The organism is Thalassobaculum fulvum, from assembly GCF_014652915.1.
Taxonomy (GTDB): Bacteria; Pseudomonadota; Alphaproteobacteria; order Thalassobaculales; family Thalassobaculaceae; genus Thalassobaculum_A; species Thalassobaculum_A fulvum.
In genome coordinates this window covers 230135-246302 of the sequence record NZ_BMZS01000010.1, presented here as the reverse complement: position 1 = coordinate 246302, position 16168 = coordinate 230135, and the positions used below count along the sequence as shown (strand labels likewise).

General features: G+C 70.6%; 15 protein-coding genes. 4 read left to right on the top strand and 11 right to left on the bottom strand.

Annotated elements, in window-relative coordinates; translation table 11 throughout:
• Positions 1-6 precede the first annotated feature (6 nt).
• The gene (locus IE246_RS20870; protein WP_189993267.1) at positions 7-1404 is read left to right on the top strand and encodes an amidase; all 1398 of its coding nucleotides are present in this window, start codon (positions 7-9) and stop codon (positions 1402-1404) included.
• On the opposite strand, the gene IE246_RS20865 is transcribed toward IE246_RS20870, so the two are convergent.
• From IE246_RS20865 to IE246_RS20830, 8 genes are all read right to left on the bottom strand, one after another.
• On the bottom strand, positions 1390-2028 hold the full coding sequence (locus IE246_RS20865) for a DUF2459 domain-containing protein (RefSeq protein ID WP_189993265.1): 639 nt from the start codon (positions 2026-2028) through the stop codon (positions 1390-1392). The two genes, IE246_RS20870 and IE246_RS20865, sit on opposite strands and share 15 nt — an antisense overlap.
• Positions 2029-2184: 156 nt before the next feature.
• The gene (locus tag IE246_RS20860; RefSeq protein ID WP_189993263.1) at positions 2185-3633 is read right to left on the bottom strand and encodes an N-acyl-D-amino-acid deacylase family protein; all 1449 of its coding nucleotides are present in this window, start codon (positions 3631-3633) and stop codon (positions 2185-2187) included.
• Between the two features lie 71 nt (positions 3634-3704).
• The gene (locus tag IE246_RS20855; RefSeq protein ID WP_229837425.1) at positions 3705-4571 is read right to left on the bottom strand and encodes an N-formylglutamate amidohydrolase; all 867 of its coding nucleotides are present in this window, start codon (positions 4569-4571) and stop codon (positions 3705-3707) included.
• A gap of 3 nt (positions 4572-4574) precedes the next feature.
• Positions 4575-5606 carry an ABC transporter ATP-binding protein gene (locus tag IE246_RS20850; RefSeq protein WP_189993260.1) on the bottom strand — a complete coding sequence of 344 codons (1032 nt, stop codon included), beginning with the start codon at positions 5604-5606 and terminating at the stop codon, positions 4575-4577.
• The gene (locus IE246_RS20845) at positions 5603-6601 is read right to left on the bottom strand and encodes an ABC transporter ATP-binding protein (protein WP_189993258.1); all 999 of its coding nucleotides are present in this window, start codon (positions 6599-6601) and stop codon (positions 5603-5605) included. The genes IE246_RS20850 and IE246_RS20845 overlap by 4 nt, the downstream gene beginning before the upstream one ends.
• Positions 6602-6613: 12 nt before the next feature.
• Entirely contained in the window at positions 6614-7543 is a 930-nt protein-coding gene (locus tag IE246_RS20840) for an ABC transporter permease (RefSeq protein WP_189993256.1), read from the bottom strand.
• Positions 7540-8520, bottom strand: a complete 981-nt coding sequence (locus IE246_RS20835; protein ID WP_189993254.1) for an ABC transporter permease — start codon at positions 8518-8520, stop codon at positions 7540-7542. Before IE246_RS20835 ends, IE246_RS20840 begins: the two co-directional genes overlap by 4 nt.
• A gap of 98 nt (positions 8521-8618) precedes the next feature.
• The gene (locus IE246_RS20830; protein ID WP_189993252.1) at positions 8619-10235 is read right to left on the bottom strand and encodes an ABC transporter substrate-binding protein; all 1617 of its coding nucleotides are present in this window, start codon (positions 10233-10235) and stop codon (positions 8619-8621) included.
• 311 nt (positions 10236-10546) lie between these two features.
• On the opposite strand from IE246_RS20830, the gene IE246_RS20825 reads away from it, so the two are divergent.
• Both IE246_RS20825 and IE246_RS20820 read left to right on the top strand, forming a co-directional pair.
• Positions 10547-11515 carry a M14 family metallopeptidase gene (locus IE246_RS20825; RefSeq protein WP_189993249.1) on the top strand — a complete coding sequence of 323 codons (969 nt, stop codon included), beginning with the start codon at positions 10547-10549 and terminating at the stop codon, positions 11513-11515.
• The gene (locus tag IE246_RS20820) at positions 11508-12626 is read left to right on the top strand and encodes an AbrB family transcriptional regulator (RefSeq protein WP_189993247.1); all 1119 of its coding nucleotides are present in this window, start codon (positions 11508-11510) and stop codon (positions 12624-12626) included. Before IE246_RS20825 ends, IE246_RS20820 begins: the two co-directional genes overlap by 8 nt.
• Before the next feature lie 22 nt (positions 12627-12648).
• Here the strand turns inward: IE246_RS20820 and IE246_RS20815 are convergent, their stop codons facing one another.
• Together IE246_RS20815 and IE246_RS20810 are read right to left on the bottom strand one after the other, a co-directional pair.
• Entirely contained in the window at positions 12649-13692 is a 1044-nt protein-coding gene (locus IE246_RS20815) for a hypothetical protein (protein ID WP_189993245.1), read from the bottom strand.
• Positions 13693-13751: 59 nt separating this feature from the next.
• Entirely contained in the window at positions 13752-14552 is an 801-nt protein-coding gene (locus IE246_RS20810; RefSeq protein ID WP_189993243.1) for an SDR family NAD(P)-dependent oxidoreductase, read from the bottom strand.
• Positions 14553-14703: 151 nt separating this feature from the next.
• Here IE246_RS20810 and chrA point away from each other — a divergent pair, with 151 nt between their 5' ends.
• Positions 14704-15939, top strand: a complete 1236-nt coding sequence (gene chrA, locus IE246_RS20805; RefSeq protein ID WP_189993241.1) for a chromate efflux transporter — start codon at positions 14704-14706, stop codon at positions 15937-15939.
• Between the two features lie 22 nt (positions 15940-15961).
• Here the strand turns inward: chrA and IE246_RS20800 are convergent, their stop codons facing one another.
• On the bottom strand, positions 15962-16132 hold the full coding sequence (locus IE246_RS20800; RefSeq protein WP_189993239.1) for a hypothetical protein: 171 nt from the start codon (positions 16130-16132) through the stop codon (positions 15962-15964).
• Between the last annotated feature and the right edge of the window lie 36 nt (positions 16133-16168).

The following is a 16168-nucleotide window of genomic DNA, read 5'->3' as shown; positions in this document are numbered from 1 at the left end:
ATTCCCATGCCTGATACCGACCTCGCCCTCTGGTCCGCCACCGAGCTGTTGCACGGCTACGCCAGTCGGACCGTGTCGCCGGTCGAGGCGACCAGGGCGGCGCTCGCCCGGATCGACGCGCACAACGACCGGCTGAACGCATTCTGCCTGGTCGACGCCGAGAGCGCCCTGGCGGCCGCCCGCGACTCGGAAGCCCGCTGGGCGAAGGGCGCGCCCAAGGGCCTGGTCGACGGCGTGCCGACCTCGATCAAGGACCTGTCGCTGACCAAGGGCTGGCCGACCATGCGCGGCTCCAAGGCGGTCGATCCGAAGGGACCGTGGGACGTCGACGCGCCGTTCGTGGCGCGGCTGCGCGAGCATGGCGCGGTACTGCTCGGCAAGACCACGACCCCGGAGTTCGGCTGGAAGGGCGTGACCGACAACGCCCTGACCGGCGTCACCCGCAACCCCTGGGACCCGAGCAAGACGCCCGGCGGCAGCTCCGGCGGCGCGGCGGTGGCGGCGGCGACCGGCATGGGCGCCCTGCACCAGGGATCCGACGGCGGCGGCTCGATCCGCATGCCGGCCGGCTATACCGGCGTGTACGGCATCAAGCCGACCTTCGGGCGGGTTCCGGCCTATCCGCTGTCGCCGTTCGGCACGGTCGCCCATGTCGGCCCAATGACCCGCACGGTCGCCGACTCCGCCCTGATGATGACGGTCATGCAGCAGCCCGATGCGCGCGACTGGTACGCCGCGCCGGCCGACACCAGCGACCTGCGGCGGGCCGCCGCGGCCTCGGTCAAGGGCTGGCGGATCGCGTTCTGCCCGACCCTCGGCAACAGCTGGGTAGATCCGGAGGTCGCCGCCCTGGTGAAGGCCGCGGCCGAGGCGTTCGTCGCGCTCGGTGCCATCGTCGAGGAGATCGACTCGCCGCTGGCCGACAGCCACGAGACCTTCCGCAAGCACTGGTACACCGGCGCCGCCAACCTGTTCACCGGCTTCAGCGCCGAGCAGAAGGCGCTGATCGACCCGGGGCTGCAGCAGATCGCCGCCGAGGGTGCCGAGATCGGCCTGCTCGACTACTTCGCGGCGGTGAAGGAGCGCGAGGCCATGGGCACCGCGATGAACCTGTTCCACGAGAAATACGACGTGCTGCTGACCCCGACCCTGCCGCAGCCGGCGTTCGAGGCCGGCCACGAGGTGCCGCCGGGCTCGACCCTGAAGCGCTGGACCGAGTGGACGCCGTACTCATACCCGTTCAACCTGACCCAGCAGCCGGCGGCCTCGATCCCGTGCGGCCTGACCAAGGCCGGGCTGCCGGTCGGCCTGCACATCGTCGGCCCGAAGCACCGCGACGACATGGTCCTGACCGCCTCGGCGGCCTACGAGACGGTGCGGCCGGTGGCGCTACCGAAGCTCTGAGGGCTCCGGGACCGGTTCCGGCCGGATACCCAGGGCCGCCCGGACCCGCGCCATCAGCGTGCCGGCCTGGACCACGCCGCCGGGATCGATCGGCAGCCCGGCGGCGGCCAGGGCCTCGGCGACCCAGGTGTTGCAGGTCCGCTCCAGCGAGAACTCGCCGAGCGCCGGGTAGAACCGGCTGACCGGGTACAGCCCCGGCCCCAGCGCGTCGGCGCGCGGCCGGCCGGCCCGGTCGACCTGGGCCGCGACGTAGGCGACCAGCCGCGCCAGCTGGGCGTCGTCGAGCGGGATCGCCAGCACCTCCGCCCCCGGCAGGTACTGCGCCGGATGGGCGGGCATTCCGACCAGATGGAGGACGGCGGGCGTCGGCACCAGGGCGGCCGCGAGGATGGTCCCGAGGCCCGGGTCCGGATCCCGGTAGAAGGCGGCGTCACCCCATCCGACCTCGATCCAGCGGGCATCCGGGAAGTCGGCCGCCTCGGGAAACGCCGCCGGGTCGAGATCCGCAGCCTCGAACGCCAGCCCGACATGCCAGCCGATGTTGACGGCGAGCACGGTGCGCTCGACCGCCGCGGCCGGAGACACACAGAAGAGCCAGCAAAGGAACACGAGGGCGGGCCGCATGCGCTCCCTCACCTCCTACCCTCATCCCGGCCGCAGCGACGCAGTCGCGGAGAGCCGGGACCCACATCACCGCAGGCGCGGCGGATCAAGTATAGGTCCCGGATCGACGCTGCGCGTCGTCCGGGATGAGGGTTGAGGGAAAGCGACTACTGCCCCTCACCCGCCGCGGCGCAGGGCCCGGCCCGGGCGATCGCCGGTCGGGCGGCCGTCGGTCCACACGACCCGGCCATTGACCAGCACCGCCTCGATACCCTCGGCCGGCTTCATCGGGTCCTCGAAGCTGTTGGCGTCGATGATGGTGCCGGCGTCGAACACGCAGAGATCGGCGAACTTGCCCGCGGCGACCACGCCGCGGTCCTTCAGCCCGAACTCGGAGGCCGACAGCGAGGTCATGCGGCGCACCCCCTCCTCCAGGCTGAACAGCCCGAGGTCGCGGGCGTAGTGCCCGAGGATGCGCGGGAACGTGCCCCACAGCCGCGGGTGCGGGAACTCGTCGTGCGGCAGGCCGTCGGAGCCGAACATGGCGTTCGGATACGACAGGATCCGCTGCACGTCGTCCTCGTCCATCGCGAAGTAGATGGCACCGGCCGGCTGCAGGCGGTCGGCCGCCTCGTAGACGCTGCAGCCCCAGTCCCTGGCGATGTCGGCGAGGTCGCGGCCGGACATCTCCGGATGCGCCTTCGACCAGGTGACCAGCACACGGGTGGAGTACTGGATCGAGTCGTTCTTCAGGACCGTCGAGGACGCGTGGTACGGGTACACGTCGAGGCCGATGTGCTGGCTCTTGATGTAGCGATCGAACAGCGCCAGCGTCTCCTTCGAGCGCCCGAAGTTCTCCTTGCCGTGCACCTTGTGGTGCGAGACCACCACCGGCACCCCGGCCTCGCGGCCGATCAGGAAGGTCTCCTCGAGGCTCTTGAGGACGTCGTCGCCCTCGTTGCGCATGTGGGTGACGTAGCGGCCGCCGAACGCCTTCAGCCCCTTGGCCAGCTCGATCACCTCCTCGGTCGGCGCCTGGGCGGCCGGGGCATAGAACAGGCCGGTCGACAGGCCGACCGCGCCGGCCGCCATCGAGGCCTCCAGCCTGCCGCGCATGGTCTTGATCTCGCCGGCATCGGCCGGGCGCAGCAGCGACTCCATGGCCCCGACCCTGAGCGTCGAGTGGCCGACCAGGAAGGCCGCGTTGACCGAGGCCGGCTCCTTGTCGACGGCGCCGAGGAACTCGTCGAAGGTGGCGAACTTCCACCACTCCTCCTCGCCCAGCAGGTCGAGCGGCGGCGGCGGCCGGCGGTCCAGCACCAGTGGCGCCAGCGAGATGCCGCAGTTGCCGACCACCACGCTGGTCACGCCCTGGCTGACCTTCATGTCCATGGTCGGCTTCGACAGCAGCGCCCGGTCGTCGTGGGTGTGCACGTCGATGAAGCCGGGGGCGACGATCTTGCCGGTGGCGTCGATCGTCTTGCCGGCGGAGGTGCCGGCGAGGTCGCCGACCGCGGCGATCCGGTCGTCGACGATCGCGACGTCGGCGCGTTGCCGCTTCGCTCCGGTTCCATCGATAACGGTGCCGCCGGTCAGCAGCAGGTCGCAGCGCTCGAGCGCGGTCATGGGAAGCCTCCGAGGTGGAACCCCGATCGCAGCGCGCACCGGCGCGGGTGTCAAGACCTCGGCGGAAACAGTCAGCCCGCCCGGGCCGCGGTCCAGTCCGCAAGGTCCGCCAGCAGCGTGTCCAGGTCGGCCTTCAGGCGCGCGAATCCCGTCGACCGGTCGAAGGTCTGCGGGTCGAGATAGAGCGCCCGGTTCAGCTCGAGCTGCAGGGAATGCCGGCCGCCGGCCGGGTCGGAATGCCGGCGCACCAGTTCGGCTCCCTTGTACGGGTCGTTGACCGACACCCGGTAGCCCAGGTCGCGCAGCACCTCGACCGCGCGGCCGATGAAGGCCGGGTCGCAGGTGGCGCCCTCGCGGTCGCTCAGCACGACGTCCGGGCGCGCCCGGCCGGCGTCCACGTTCATGGCGTTGCCGACCGGCTTCATCGAATGGACGTTCAGGTGGAACACCACGCCGTGGCGGGCGTGGGTCCGCGCGACCGCCTCGGCCAGCGCCGAATGGTAGGGCCGGTGAAAGGTCTCCAGCCGGTGCAGGATCCGCTCGGCCGGCAGCGGCCGGTCGTACAGCGGGCGGCCCTCCAGAATCAGCCGTCGGATCACCCCCATGCCGGCGGCGGTCTTCCGGGTCGGGTTCAGCGGGTGCGGCCAGTCGCCGTCGATCAGGCGGGCGTCCAGGTCGTCCTCGGCCCGGTTGGGGTCGACATAGGCGCGCGGGAACAGCGCCGCCAGCAGGGTCCCGCCGACCGCGGGCACCGCCCCGAACAGCTCGTCGACATAGGCGTCGACCGAGGTCATCAGCTCGGCCAGGGTGACCCGGTGCTCGAAGTCGGCCGGCCAGTCGACCCCGCTGTGCGGACTGTCGACCACCAACGGCACCGGATCGGCCACCGGGTCGCGGCGGTACAGCACGCCGGGAACGAGCAGGTCGGCGTCCCGCACCACCTAGGGTCCGTCGTTCAGATGGCAGGCCGACCAGCGCCCGGGCGCGATCTCCCGCAGCGCCGGCTGCTCGGCGGCACAGCGCGCCGTCGCGTGCGGGCAGCGCGGGTGGAAATGGCAGCCGGTCGGCGGGTCGATCGGCGACGGGATCTCGCCCTTGACCGGCACGAACCTGCGCTTGCGGGCCTCGAGCCGCGGGATCTCGTCGAGCAGGGCCCGGGTGTAGGGGTGGTTCGGCGCGTCGAACAGCGCCTCGGTCGGCGCGGTCTCGACCACCCGCCCGAGATACATGATCACCACCCGGTCCGAGAGGTGCTCGACCACCCCGAGGTCGTGGCTGATGAACAGGTAGGTGAGGCTCAACTCCTCGCGCAGCCGCATGAACAGGTTCAGGACCTGGGCCTGGATCGACACGTCGAGCGCGGCGACCGACTCGTCGCACACCAGGAACTCCGGCTGCACGGCGAGCGCCCGGGCGATACCGATCCGCTGGCGCTGGCCGCCGGAGAACTGGTGCGGGTAGCGCCGCATGTAGGTCGGGTCCAGGCCGACCCGCTGCAGGGTCTCGGCGACGTAGTCGTCGACCTCCTTCGCCCCGACCAGCCCATGCACGACCGCCGCCTCGCCGACGATGTCCCGGACCCTGAGGCGCGGGTTCAGCGAGCTCATCGGATCCTGGAAGATCATCTGGATCTTCAGCGCCGCGTCGCGCGCCGCCGGGCCCTTCAGCGCGGAGACCTCGCGGCCACGGAAATGCACCGTCCCGGAAGTCGCGGGGTGAACCCCGGCCACCACCCGCCCGAGGGTCGACTTGCCGCAGCCGGACTCGCCGACCAGGCCGACCACCTCGCCGTCGGCGACCGCGAGCGACACGTCGTCGACCGCCTGGACGACCTCGTCCCGCAGGCCGGCCCCCAGCAGGTTGGCAATCTTCGCCGCGGCGTCGAGGCGCTTCACGAAGCGCTTCGAGACGTGCCGCAGCTCCAGGATCGGCGTCGCCGCCGCCGGCTCGCTCCGGTCCGGGGCCGCGCTCACGCCGTCGCCTCCGCCGGCGCGCGACCGGTCGCCGGGTGGTGGCAGCGCACGTCGCGTCCCGCCACCGGCTGCGTCAGCTCCGGCGCGACGTCGCAGGCGGCGTCGGCATCCGGGCAGCGCGCCTTGAACGGGCAGCCCGGCCGCAGGTTCAGCAGCGACGGGGTCATGCCGGGGATCTGGGCCAGCGGCTGGCCGCGGCGGTTGCGGCTCGGCACCGACCCGATCAGGCCGCGGGTGTAGGGATGCGCCGGCCGGTCCAGCACCGCGTCGACCGTGCCGTGCTCGACCACCCGGCCGGCGTACATCACGCAGATCTCGTCGGCCAGGCCGGCCACCACCGACAGGTCGTGGGTGATCCAGATCAGCGCGGTGCCGGTCTCCTCGCAGAGCTTCTGCACCTCGTAGAGGATCTGGCCCTGGATGGTGACGTCGAGCGCCGTCGTCGGCTCGTCGGCGACGATCAGGTCGGGCCTGTTCAACAGCGCGATCGCGATCGCCACCCGCTGCCGCATGCCGCCGGAGAACTGGTGCGGGTAGGAGCGCAGCCGCTCCTCCGGCGACGGGATGCCGACCCGGCCGAGCGCATCGCGCGAGCGCCGCCAGGCCTCGTCGCGGGAGATGTCCTGGTGGGCGCGGATCGCCTCGACCATCTGGGTGTCGATCCGCAGCACCGGGTTCAGGGTCATCATCGGGTCCTGGAAGATCATCGCGATCCGGTTGCCGCGGAGCTGCCGCATGCGCTCCTCCGACGCTCCGGCGATGTTCTCGCCGCGGTAGCGGATCTCGCCGCCGACGATCCGCCCGGGCTCGTCGACCAGGCCGAGGATCGAGAAGCCGGTGACGGTCTTGCCGGAGCCGGACTCGCCGACCAGCCCCATCACCCGGCCCTGCCGCACGGTGAAGGACACGTCGTCGACCGCCTTTACGGTGCCGGCCTTGGTCAGGAAATGGGTCTGCAGGTTGCGGACCTCGAGGGTCGGTGCGCCGTCGCTCATGCCCCGCCCCCCCTACTTCTGCAGACGCGGGTTGAGGACGTCGCGCAGGCGGTCCCCGACCAGGTTGATACTGACGATGGTGACCAGCAGCGCGATCCCCGGGAAGGTGCTGATCCAGTACGACCCGCTCATGATGTACTCGAAGCCGTTGGAGATCAGCAGGCCGAGCGACGGCTCGGTCTGCGGCAGGCCGAGGCCGAGAAACGACAACGTCGCCTCCAGCGAGATGGCGTGGGCGGTCTGCACCGTGACCACCACGATGATCGGAGCCATGCAGTTCGGCAGCAGGTGGCGGAACAGCACACGGCGGTCGCCGAGCGCCAGGCTGGCCGCCGCCTCGACGTACTCCTTGCGGCGCTCGACCAGGGCCGACCCGCGGATCGTGCGGGCGTAGTACGCCCACTGCACCACCACCAGCGACACGATGATCTTGTCGATGCCCTTGCCGAGCACCGCCAGCAGGATCAGCGCCACCAGGATCGCCGGGAACGACAGCTGGATGTCGACGACCCGCATGATCAGCGTGTCGGCCCGGCCGCCGTAGTAGGCCGCGACCAGGCCCAGGCTGCAGCCGATCAGCATGGCGATCAGGCCGCTGCCGATGCCGACGCCGAGGCTGATCCTGAGCCCGTAGATCATCGCGCTCAGCATGTCGCGGCCGAGCCCGTCGGTGCCGAGCCAGGCCGTCGTGCCGCTCATCATCGCCTCGCCCGGCTCCAGACGGGAGTCGAGGATGCTGACGGTGGCGAGGTCGTAGGGGTCGGTCGGGGCGATCCACGGGCCGAGCAGCGCAATCAACGCGATCACGCCGACGGTCACGGCGCCGACCACCGCGACCGGGCTCTCCCGGTAGTCGGAGAGGAAGCGGCGGAACGGCGTCTCGACACCGGCGTCGGCGGAGACCGCCACTGCCCCGCTCCGGTCGTCCTGGATCGCGGTCATGACTTCATGTCCTGCAGCCGGACCCGCGGGTCGAGGAACGAATAGGCGATGTCGACCATCAGGTTCAGGAAGACGAAGATCAGCACGATGATCATCAGGTAGGCGACGATCACCGGCCGGTCGAGGAAGCCGATCGACTCGATCAGCAGCTTGCCGATGCCGGGCCAGGCGAACACCGTCTCGGTCACCACCGAGAACGCCACCAGCCCGCCGAACTCCAGCCCCAGCACGGTCACCACCGGGATCAGGATGTTCTTCATGACGTGCACCAGGATCACCCGGCTCTCGGACAGGCCCTTGGCGCGGGCGAACTTGATGTAGTCCTGGTGCACCACCTCGCGGGCCCCGGCGCGCGCCAGCCGGGTCACCAGCGACAGCTTGAACAGCGCCAGGTTGACCGCCGGCAGCAGGATGTGGGACCAGCCGTCGGCGCTCAGCAGCGTGGTCGGAAAGCCGAGCACGGTGGTGATCTCGTCGGAGCGTCCGGTCGACGGCAGCCAGCCCAGCACCACCGCGAACAGCAGGATCATCATGATGCCGACCCAGAAGGTCGGCAGGCTGAAGCCCAGGATCGACCCGGTCATGATGGTCTTCGAGACGATGGAATCCGGCCGCAGCCCGGCCCAGGTGCCGAGCGGGATCCCGAACAGCACGGCGATCGCCAGCGCCACCACCGCCAGTTCCAGCGTGGCGGGCAGGCGCTCCAGGATCAGGCCCAGCGCCGGCTCGTTGAACCGGAACGATTCGCCGAGATTGCCCGACAGTGCCCCGCCCAGAAACTTCAGGTACTGCTCGTGGAACGGCCGGTCGAGGCCGAGATCGGCGATCACGCGGGCGCGTTCCGCCTGGTCCGCGTCGTCGGCCACCAGGATCTGCGTGGGATCGCCGACCACGAACACGCCGGCGAACACCAGGAACGACATCACCAGGACCACCAGGATGGCCTGCATCAGCCGCCGGATGATGAAAACGGTCATCGCCGTGGAACCCCCACCGGGTGACAGTCGCCCCCGGCACCGGCCGGGAGCGTCGGGCGGGCGGCGCGGGACCGGTCAGCCGGCCCCGCGCCGGCTGCTCATTTCTCGACGATGACGTCGTAGGCGACCGTGCGCTCGTCGGTCCGGGCGTTGTAGGCCAGCCCCTTGCGCGTCGCCCAGGTGTTGACCTGGTAGTGCAGCGGGATGATGCCCTGGTCGCCGCCGATGCCGATGTCGGTGGCCTCCGCCAAGAGCTCGCCGCGCCGCTTGTCGTCCACCGTCGACAGGGCCTCGGCGAGGAGCGCGTCCATCTCCGGGCTGGAGTGCCGGCCGCGGTTCGACGCCCCCCAGCCCTTCTTCGGGTCGTGGGTCGCCAGCAGCGACTTCAGCGGCGACGACGCCTCGCCGGTGCCCGACCCCCAGCCGACCAGGATCAGGCTGAACTCAGGGGTGTTGTCCGGACCGCCCTTCGAGGCGCGCGAGAAGAACACGTTCTTCGTCATCGTCTCGACCTTGGTCGGGATGCCGTTGGCGGTGAACATCTGGCCGACCGCCTCGAGGATCTTGGCGTCGTTGATGTAGCGGTCGTTCGGGCCGTGCACCGTCAGGCCGAAGCCCTTGCCCCAGCCGGCCTCGGCCAGCAGCGACTTGGCGCCCTTCGGGTCGTAGGGATCGGCCGTCAGGTTCGGCGAGCGGCCGAAGAACCCGTCCGGCAGCAGCTGGCCGGCCGGGATCGCCACGCCTTCCATGACCCGGTCGACGATCGCCTTGCGGTTGATCAGCAGCGACAGCGCCTTGCGGACCTTGGCGTCCTTCAGCGGGTTCTTGTCGAGCGGCTGGCCGTCGACCGTCGTCACGAACGGCGACTGGTCGCGGAACTGGTCCATATGCAGGTAGATGACCCGGTTCGACACGCCCTGCGACAGGTTCAGCTTGGAGTCCTTCTTCAGGCGCGCGATGTCGACCGTGGGCACGTTGTCGATCATGTCGACGTCGCCGGCGATCAGCGCTGCCACCCGGGCCGGTGCCGCTGGGATGAACTTGAACGTGACCTTGTCGAACGGCTGGTGGAGGTTGCCGTTGTAGGCTTCGTTCTTGGCGAAGACGATACTCTCGCCCTTCTTCCACTCGACGAACGTGTACGGGCCGGTGCCGATCGCGGCGGTGCCGTCGTTGAAGTCCTTGGCCTCGATGCCCTTGTTCTTCGCCGCCTCGCCGGTGCCCTTGGCGTCCGACGACATGATCATCACGGTCGTCAGGTCGTTCGGCATCAGCGGATAGGGTGCGGCGGTCGAGATCCGGATCGTGTGGTCGTCGACCTTGGTGACGGTCTTGCCCTTGGTGTAGGTGCGGAACGACGAGTTGCCACCGGTGTACTGGTCGGCCCGCTCGAACGAGAACAGCACGTCGTCGGCCGTGAAATCGCTGCCGTCGTGGAACTTGGTGCCCTTGCGAAGCTTCAGTTCCCAGACCGTGTCGGAGACCGGCTTCCACTCGGTCGCGAGACCGGGCATGAGCTGCTGGTTGGAGTCGAATTCGATCAGGCGCTCGAAGGTGTGCCCGATCATCGAGTTGTTCGGACCCAGGTTGTGAAAATACGGGTCCATCGAGGACGGCTCGGCCGCAATCCCGATCGTGATGTCTTCGGCGAGAACCGGCGTTGTCAATGCGCCAAACGCAATTGCAACCGCTCCCAGCCGGTGCAGCATGGTCATGTTCGCCTCCGTCTGTTCCCTGTCCGCGACAGTCGCCTGTTCACGAATACTTTCTTGGTAGCTCGCCGTCGTTGCGGAGAGCCTTTGCGGTAACCGACCGAGCATGGCGGAATTGAAACCGGCACACAACCACGGGCGGCCACGGAGGCGCCCCGTCCACCAGGTCCGACCTCTGGTCAAGGCCGGCTGCATCACCTAGTTTGAGGTGACGAAGCCAAGCGTTCGTCATCCGCCCGAACGAGCCTCCCGCCAATCGTCCGCCGAGCCCCGTACCCGGCCGAGCCCGTCGCCGCGCAAACGGACCCCGATCGATGAGCACCGCCTCCACCTCCCGAACGGCCTGGCCGGTCGAGCTGCAAGCCCCGGACATCGAGCCGTACCGGGCCGGCAACACCGGCGTTCCGTTCTTCTGGACGTTCGTGGCCGGGCAACCCGGTCCGCACGTCATGGTCACGGCGGTCGTCCATGGCAACGAGCTCTGCGGTGCGCTGGTCCTGGACCGGCTGCTGAAGGCCGGCCTGCGGCCGGCGCGCGGGCGGCTCACCCTCGGCTTCTGCAACGTCTCGGCCTACCTGGCGTTCGACCCCGCCTATCCGACCCTGTCCCGGTTCGTCGACGAGGACTTCAACCGCCTGTGGGACAAGCCGAAGCTGAACGGCAGCCGATCCAGCGTCGAGCTCGCCCGCGCCAGGGCGATCCAGCCGCTGATCGACACCGTCGACCTGCTGCTCGACATCCACTCCATGCAGAACCCGACGGAGCCGCTGGTGCTGGCCGGCGCCTGCCAGAAGGGCCTCGACCTCGCCCGGCGGGTCGGCTGCCCGGCCACCGTCGTCGTCGATGCCGGGCACGCCGCCGGCGCCCGGATGCGCGACTACGGCTTCTTCCAGGACCCCGGCGACCCGCGGGCGTCGCTTCTGGTCGAGTGCGGCCAGCACTGGGAGCGCGGGTCCGAAGCCGTGGCGCTCGAGACCACGCTGCGTTTCCTGCTGGCGACCGGCTGCGTCGACCGGCCCGCCGTCGCCCACTGGCTCGGTCCGGAGCCCGGGCCGCAGCGGGTCGTCCAGGTGACCCAGCCGGTGACCGTCCGGACCGGCGACTTCGCCTTCGTCGAGCCGTTCGTCGGCATGGAGACGATCCCTCGGGCCGGCACCGTGATCGCCCATGACGGCGACGCCGCGGTGACCACGCCGTACGACGACTGCATCCTGATCATGCCGTCGCGCCGGCTCGCCGTCGGCCAGACGGCGGTCCGCCTCGGCCGGGTCGTCGATGGCTGAGGCCGCGGCGTCGTCGCCGACGCCGCCAGCCCCGGAGAAGCCCGGCGGCGACCGCATGACCGCCGGCCGCCCGCGCGGCTCGATGGCGCTGGCCCTGGCGATCGGCGCCGGCGGCGGCCTGCTGTTCGCCTGGGCCCGGCTGCCGCTGCCGTGGATGATGGGCGCGATGGTGGCGACCACCGCCGCCTCGGTCTGGGGGGCGAACATCCGCGTCGACCACCGCCTGCGCGTGGTGATGATCTGCGTCCTGGGGGTCATGCTCGGCAGCGCCTTCAAGCCGCAGCTGCTCGACCAGCTCGGCGAGTGGGCGGTGTCGATCGCCGGCCTGTTGGTCTATGCGATCGTCGCCGGCGGGCTGGTTACCTGGTACTTCCGCAAGGCGGCCGGCTACGACGCCGTCACCTCCTACTTCGCGTCGGCGCCGGGCGGCCTGAACGAGATGGTGATCGTCGGCCGCGAGATGGGCGGCGACGACCGGGTGATCGCGCTCACCCATTCGGCGCGCATCCTGCTGGTGGTGATGACGCTGCCGTTCCTGTTCCGGCTGTTCACCGACTACGCGCCGCCCGCCGGGCTGCTGCCGGGCGGCGGCGGATCGTTCGACATGCCGGCATGGGACTGGGCGATCCTGACCGGCTGCGCCGTGATCGGGCCGCTGGTCGCCCGCCGCCTGAAGGTGCCGGCCGCGTTCCTGATCGGCCCGATGCTGCTGTCGGCGACCGTCCACGTCGGCGGCGTGACCCAGGCGACGCCGCCGGGCCTGCTGGTCGCCATCGCCCAGGTGGTGATGGGCACCGGGATCGGCTGCCGGTTCGCCGGCACTCCGTTCCGCGACATCGCCCGGATCGTCGGCGTGTCGATCGGCTCCACCGTCATCCTGCTGGTACTGGGCGTGCTGTTCGGGCTGGCCGTGCAGCAGCTCACCGACGTGCCGTGGTTCGTGCTGGTCCTGGCCTACGCTCCCGGCGGGCTGGCGGAGATGAGCCTGGTGGCCCTGGCGCTCGGCCGCGACGTCGCCCTCGTCGCCACCCACCACATCTTCCGGATCGGCTTCATCGTGATCCTGGCCCCGCTGGCGTTCCGCCTGATGCGGCGGACCGGCCGGGTCTGACCCCGGCCGGCGCACGCGGGGCCTACTTGGCGCCGAGGATCGCGGTCACCCGCCGGGCGAACTCGATGTCGGCTTCGATCGCCACGTCCCGGTCGTTGGAGATGTGCGAGATCACCAGGAGCTGGCCCGACAGGTGCGGATAGAACGAGAACACCTCGGTCACGCCCTTGCCGTCGCCGATGTCGGAGCAGCGGATCTCGACCCGCTTCACCTGGATCGCGGTCGCCGGCAGCGTCCGGACGTCGGACGACGACGCCATGTCACCCTTGCAGCGCGGCTGCTTCTGGCGGACCAGGTCGGTCCGCAGGGTCTCGATGTCGGGGTTCGAGCCGACCCCGGTCGAGAGACCGACTCCGTCCCCGTTGTTGATGTTCCAGATCAGTGCCGCGTTCCACTTGCGCATCGACTCCGGCACCTGCTGCGGCACCGTGAAGTACGGCGACTTCTCGCTGGTCACGACCTGGCCGGCGAAATCCCGAGGCGGCAGCGCCAGCAGGTCCATGCCCTTGGCGCGCTTGGCCGGCCCCGAAGACGGTGCCTGCGCCCGCGGTGCCTGGGCAGCGGCGGCGGCCCGCGTCGACTGCGACCAGCACTGCTCGAGTTCGCCGATCGCCTTGAAGGTACCGGTCAGCTTGAACGTCATCGAGCCGAACGCGGACTCCACGTGCAGGACGTTGCCCTTCTTCAGCGAGGCCACCAGGTCGGTGTCGCCGACGAACTGCGCCGCCATGGCCCCCTTCGAGACCGACTGGAAGTTGCCGGTCCGCCGGCGCAGGTCGTCCACCCACAGGGTGACCGGCTGCGGCTGGCCGGCTTCAAGAGACCAGCCCTTGTTCATGAGCCAGATCTCGAACGTGCCCTCCAGCGACTTCCCGAAGCCGAGGCGCATGCCGTCGGGGTGCTCCGAGGTGATGACGCACCGCTCGAACTTGCCGTCCTTCTGGGCATAGGCGTTGCCGGTCCAGGGCCCGCTCTTGAATTCAGCGAGCGCGGGCGCCGCCCCGCTCGCCGCGAGGACGGCCACGAGCAACGCAAATGCCGCCGTCCATCGTGTCACCGATGCCATGAACCCGTTTCTCCGTTCCTCGGGATGCGCGCGCACGCCGGATATCAGCCACGCAATTGTTACGCAAATTTGGCAGTGATCCCGCCGTCCACCACCAATTCGGTCGCCGTCACGTACTTGGCCTCGTCCGAGGCCAGGAACAAGGCGGCATGGGCGACGTCCCAGGCGTCCCCCATCTTGCCGGTCGGGCACTGGGCGTCGCGCAACCGCACCATTTCCTGCGCGTCGCCCTTGGCGTAGGCGTCCGGCAGGCCGGCGAAGATCAGCGGGGTGTTCATCAGCCCGGGCAGGATGCAGTTCGAGCGGATGCCCTGGCGCGCATACTGCAGCGCGATCGCCCGGCTGAACGGGATCAACGCGCCCTTGGTGGTCGAATAGGTGATGTAGTCGACGCCGGTGTGGCGGATGCCGGCGATCGAGGAGATGTTCACGATCGCGCCGCCGCCGCGCTTCAGCATCTCCGGGATCACCGCCTTGCAGACTAGGTAGGCGCTCTTCAGGTTGACGTCGAGCACCCGGTCCCAGTCGCCTTCCTCGATCTCGACCGGCCCGCCGACCCGGACGATCCCGACGTTGTTGTCCAGGATGTCGATGCCGCCGAACGCCGCCACGGTGGCGTGCACCATGGCGTCGACCTGGTCCTTGCGGGACACGTCGCAGGTCACGGCGATGGCCTCGTTGCCCTCCGATTCGACGATCGACCGCGTCTCCTCCGCGGCCTCGGGATTGATGTCGACGCACACCACCTTCGCGCCCTCGCGGGCGAACAGGACCGAGGTCGCCTTGCCGTTGCCCCAGCCGGGCCCGATCGACCCGGCCCCGGTCACGACCGCCACCTTGCCGGCCAAACGCCCCGCCATGCTCGTCTCCTCGTTTCGGTTCACAGGCATCCCGCGCCGGCCGCATAATGCCTCGCCGGAGATCGGAACGCGATGCCGCCGAAATCCGGGTACTCCGGCCGGCCTCCCCGGTTGCGAGCGACGATCGACGCCGAACGGGGAGACCGCCTTCATGCCGGATACCAGCGACCGTGCGCCGGCTACGCAACCCGGCAGCGCCGGCGAAGTATTCCTCGCCTTCCTTAAGCTCGGGCTGAGCGCGTTCGGCGGGCCGGTCGCCCATATCGGCTACTTCCGCACCGAGTTCGTCGAGCGCCGTCGCTGGCTGGACGACACCGCCTATGCCGACACCGTCGCACTGTGCCAGTTCCTGCCCGGCCCGGCCTCGTCGCAGGTCGGGCTGGCGCTCGGGGCCCGGCGCGCCGGGCCGGTCGGCGCGGTCGCCGCCTGGCTCGGCTTCACCCTGCCGTCGGCCATCCTGATGATCCTGGCCGGGCTCGGCGCGGTGGCGTTCGGGACCGGCGACCCGGCGACGGCTGCCGCGATCCACGGCCTGAAGCTGGTGGCGGTCGCGGTGGTGGCGCAGGCGGTGCATCAGATGGCGAGCCGGCTGGCGGCCGATCCGACCCATGCCTCGATCCTGGTCGCCGGAGCGACGACCGCCCTGGTCCTGCCGGGTCTCTCCGGACAGCTCGGCGCGATCGCGCTCGGTGGCGTCGCCGGCCTGCTGGTCGGTCGGCGACGGGGCGCGGCCGCGGCGACCGGCGGTCCGGCCTCCGCTGCCGGCGTCCCGGTGTCCGTGGGCCTGGCCCTGCTGGCGATCATGGCGGCCCTCCTAGCCGCTCCGCTGGTGTTCGCCGTGCCGGAGGGCCTGCGGATGGCCGAGGCGGCGTTCCGCGCCGGCTCACTCGTGTTCGGCGGCGGCCATGTGGTCCTGCCGCTGCTGGAGGCGGACACCGTGAAGACCGGCCTGGTGGCCCGCGACACCTTCCTGGCGGGGTACGGGCTGGCCCAGGCGGTGCCCGGGCCGCTGTTCACTTTCGCCGCCTTTCTTGGAACCGCCGCCCCGGCCCCGGGCGGCCCTCTTGGTGGCGCCCTAGGGGGTGCGCTGGCGCTGGTCGGGATCTTCCTGCCGTCGGCGCTGATCCTGTTCGGGGCACTGCCGTTCTGGGATCGGCTTCGCGCCTGGGCGCCGGCCCGGGCCGGCCTCGACGGCATCAACGCCGCCGTCGTCGGCCTGCTGGTGGCGGTGCTGTACGACCCGGTCGCCAGCGCCGCGATCGCGGGACCGCGGGACGTCGCCGCCGTGCTGGTCGCCTACCTGCTGCTGGAAGTCTGGAAGGCCCCGCCTTGGATGGTGGTGATCGGCTACGGGCTCGCCGGCGCGGCGATCGGCGCCTGGGCCTGACCGGCGCGGCCGCCGATCCCCGTCAACGCCCGAACCGGACGATCACCTGGCGGCGCTCGCGCGGCGCCGGCGGCGGCGTGCCCGGCCCGAACTGCCGGTCCCGCGCGCGCTCGACGTCGCGGCTGTCCAGCCCGAACAGGTCGCAGGCGATGAACTCCACGACCCGGGCCATCATCCGTTCGATCAGCAGCACCCCGCCCTCCTTCGCCGCCCGGCCGTCCAATGCGCC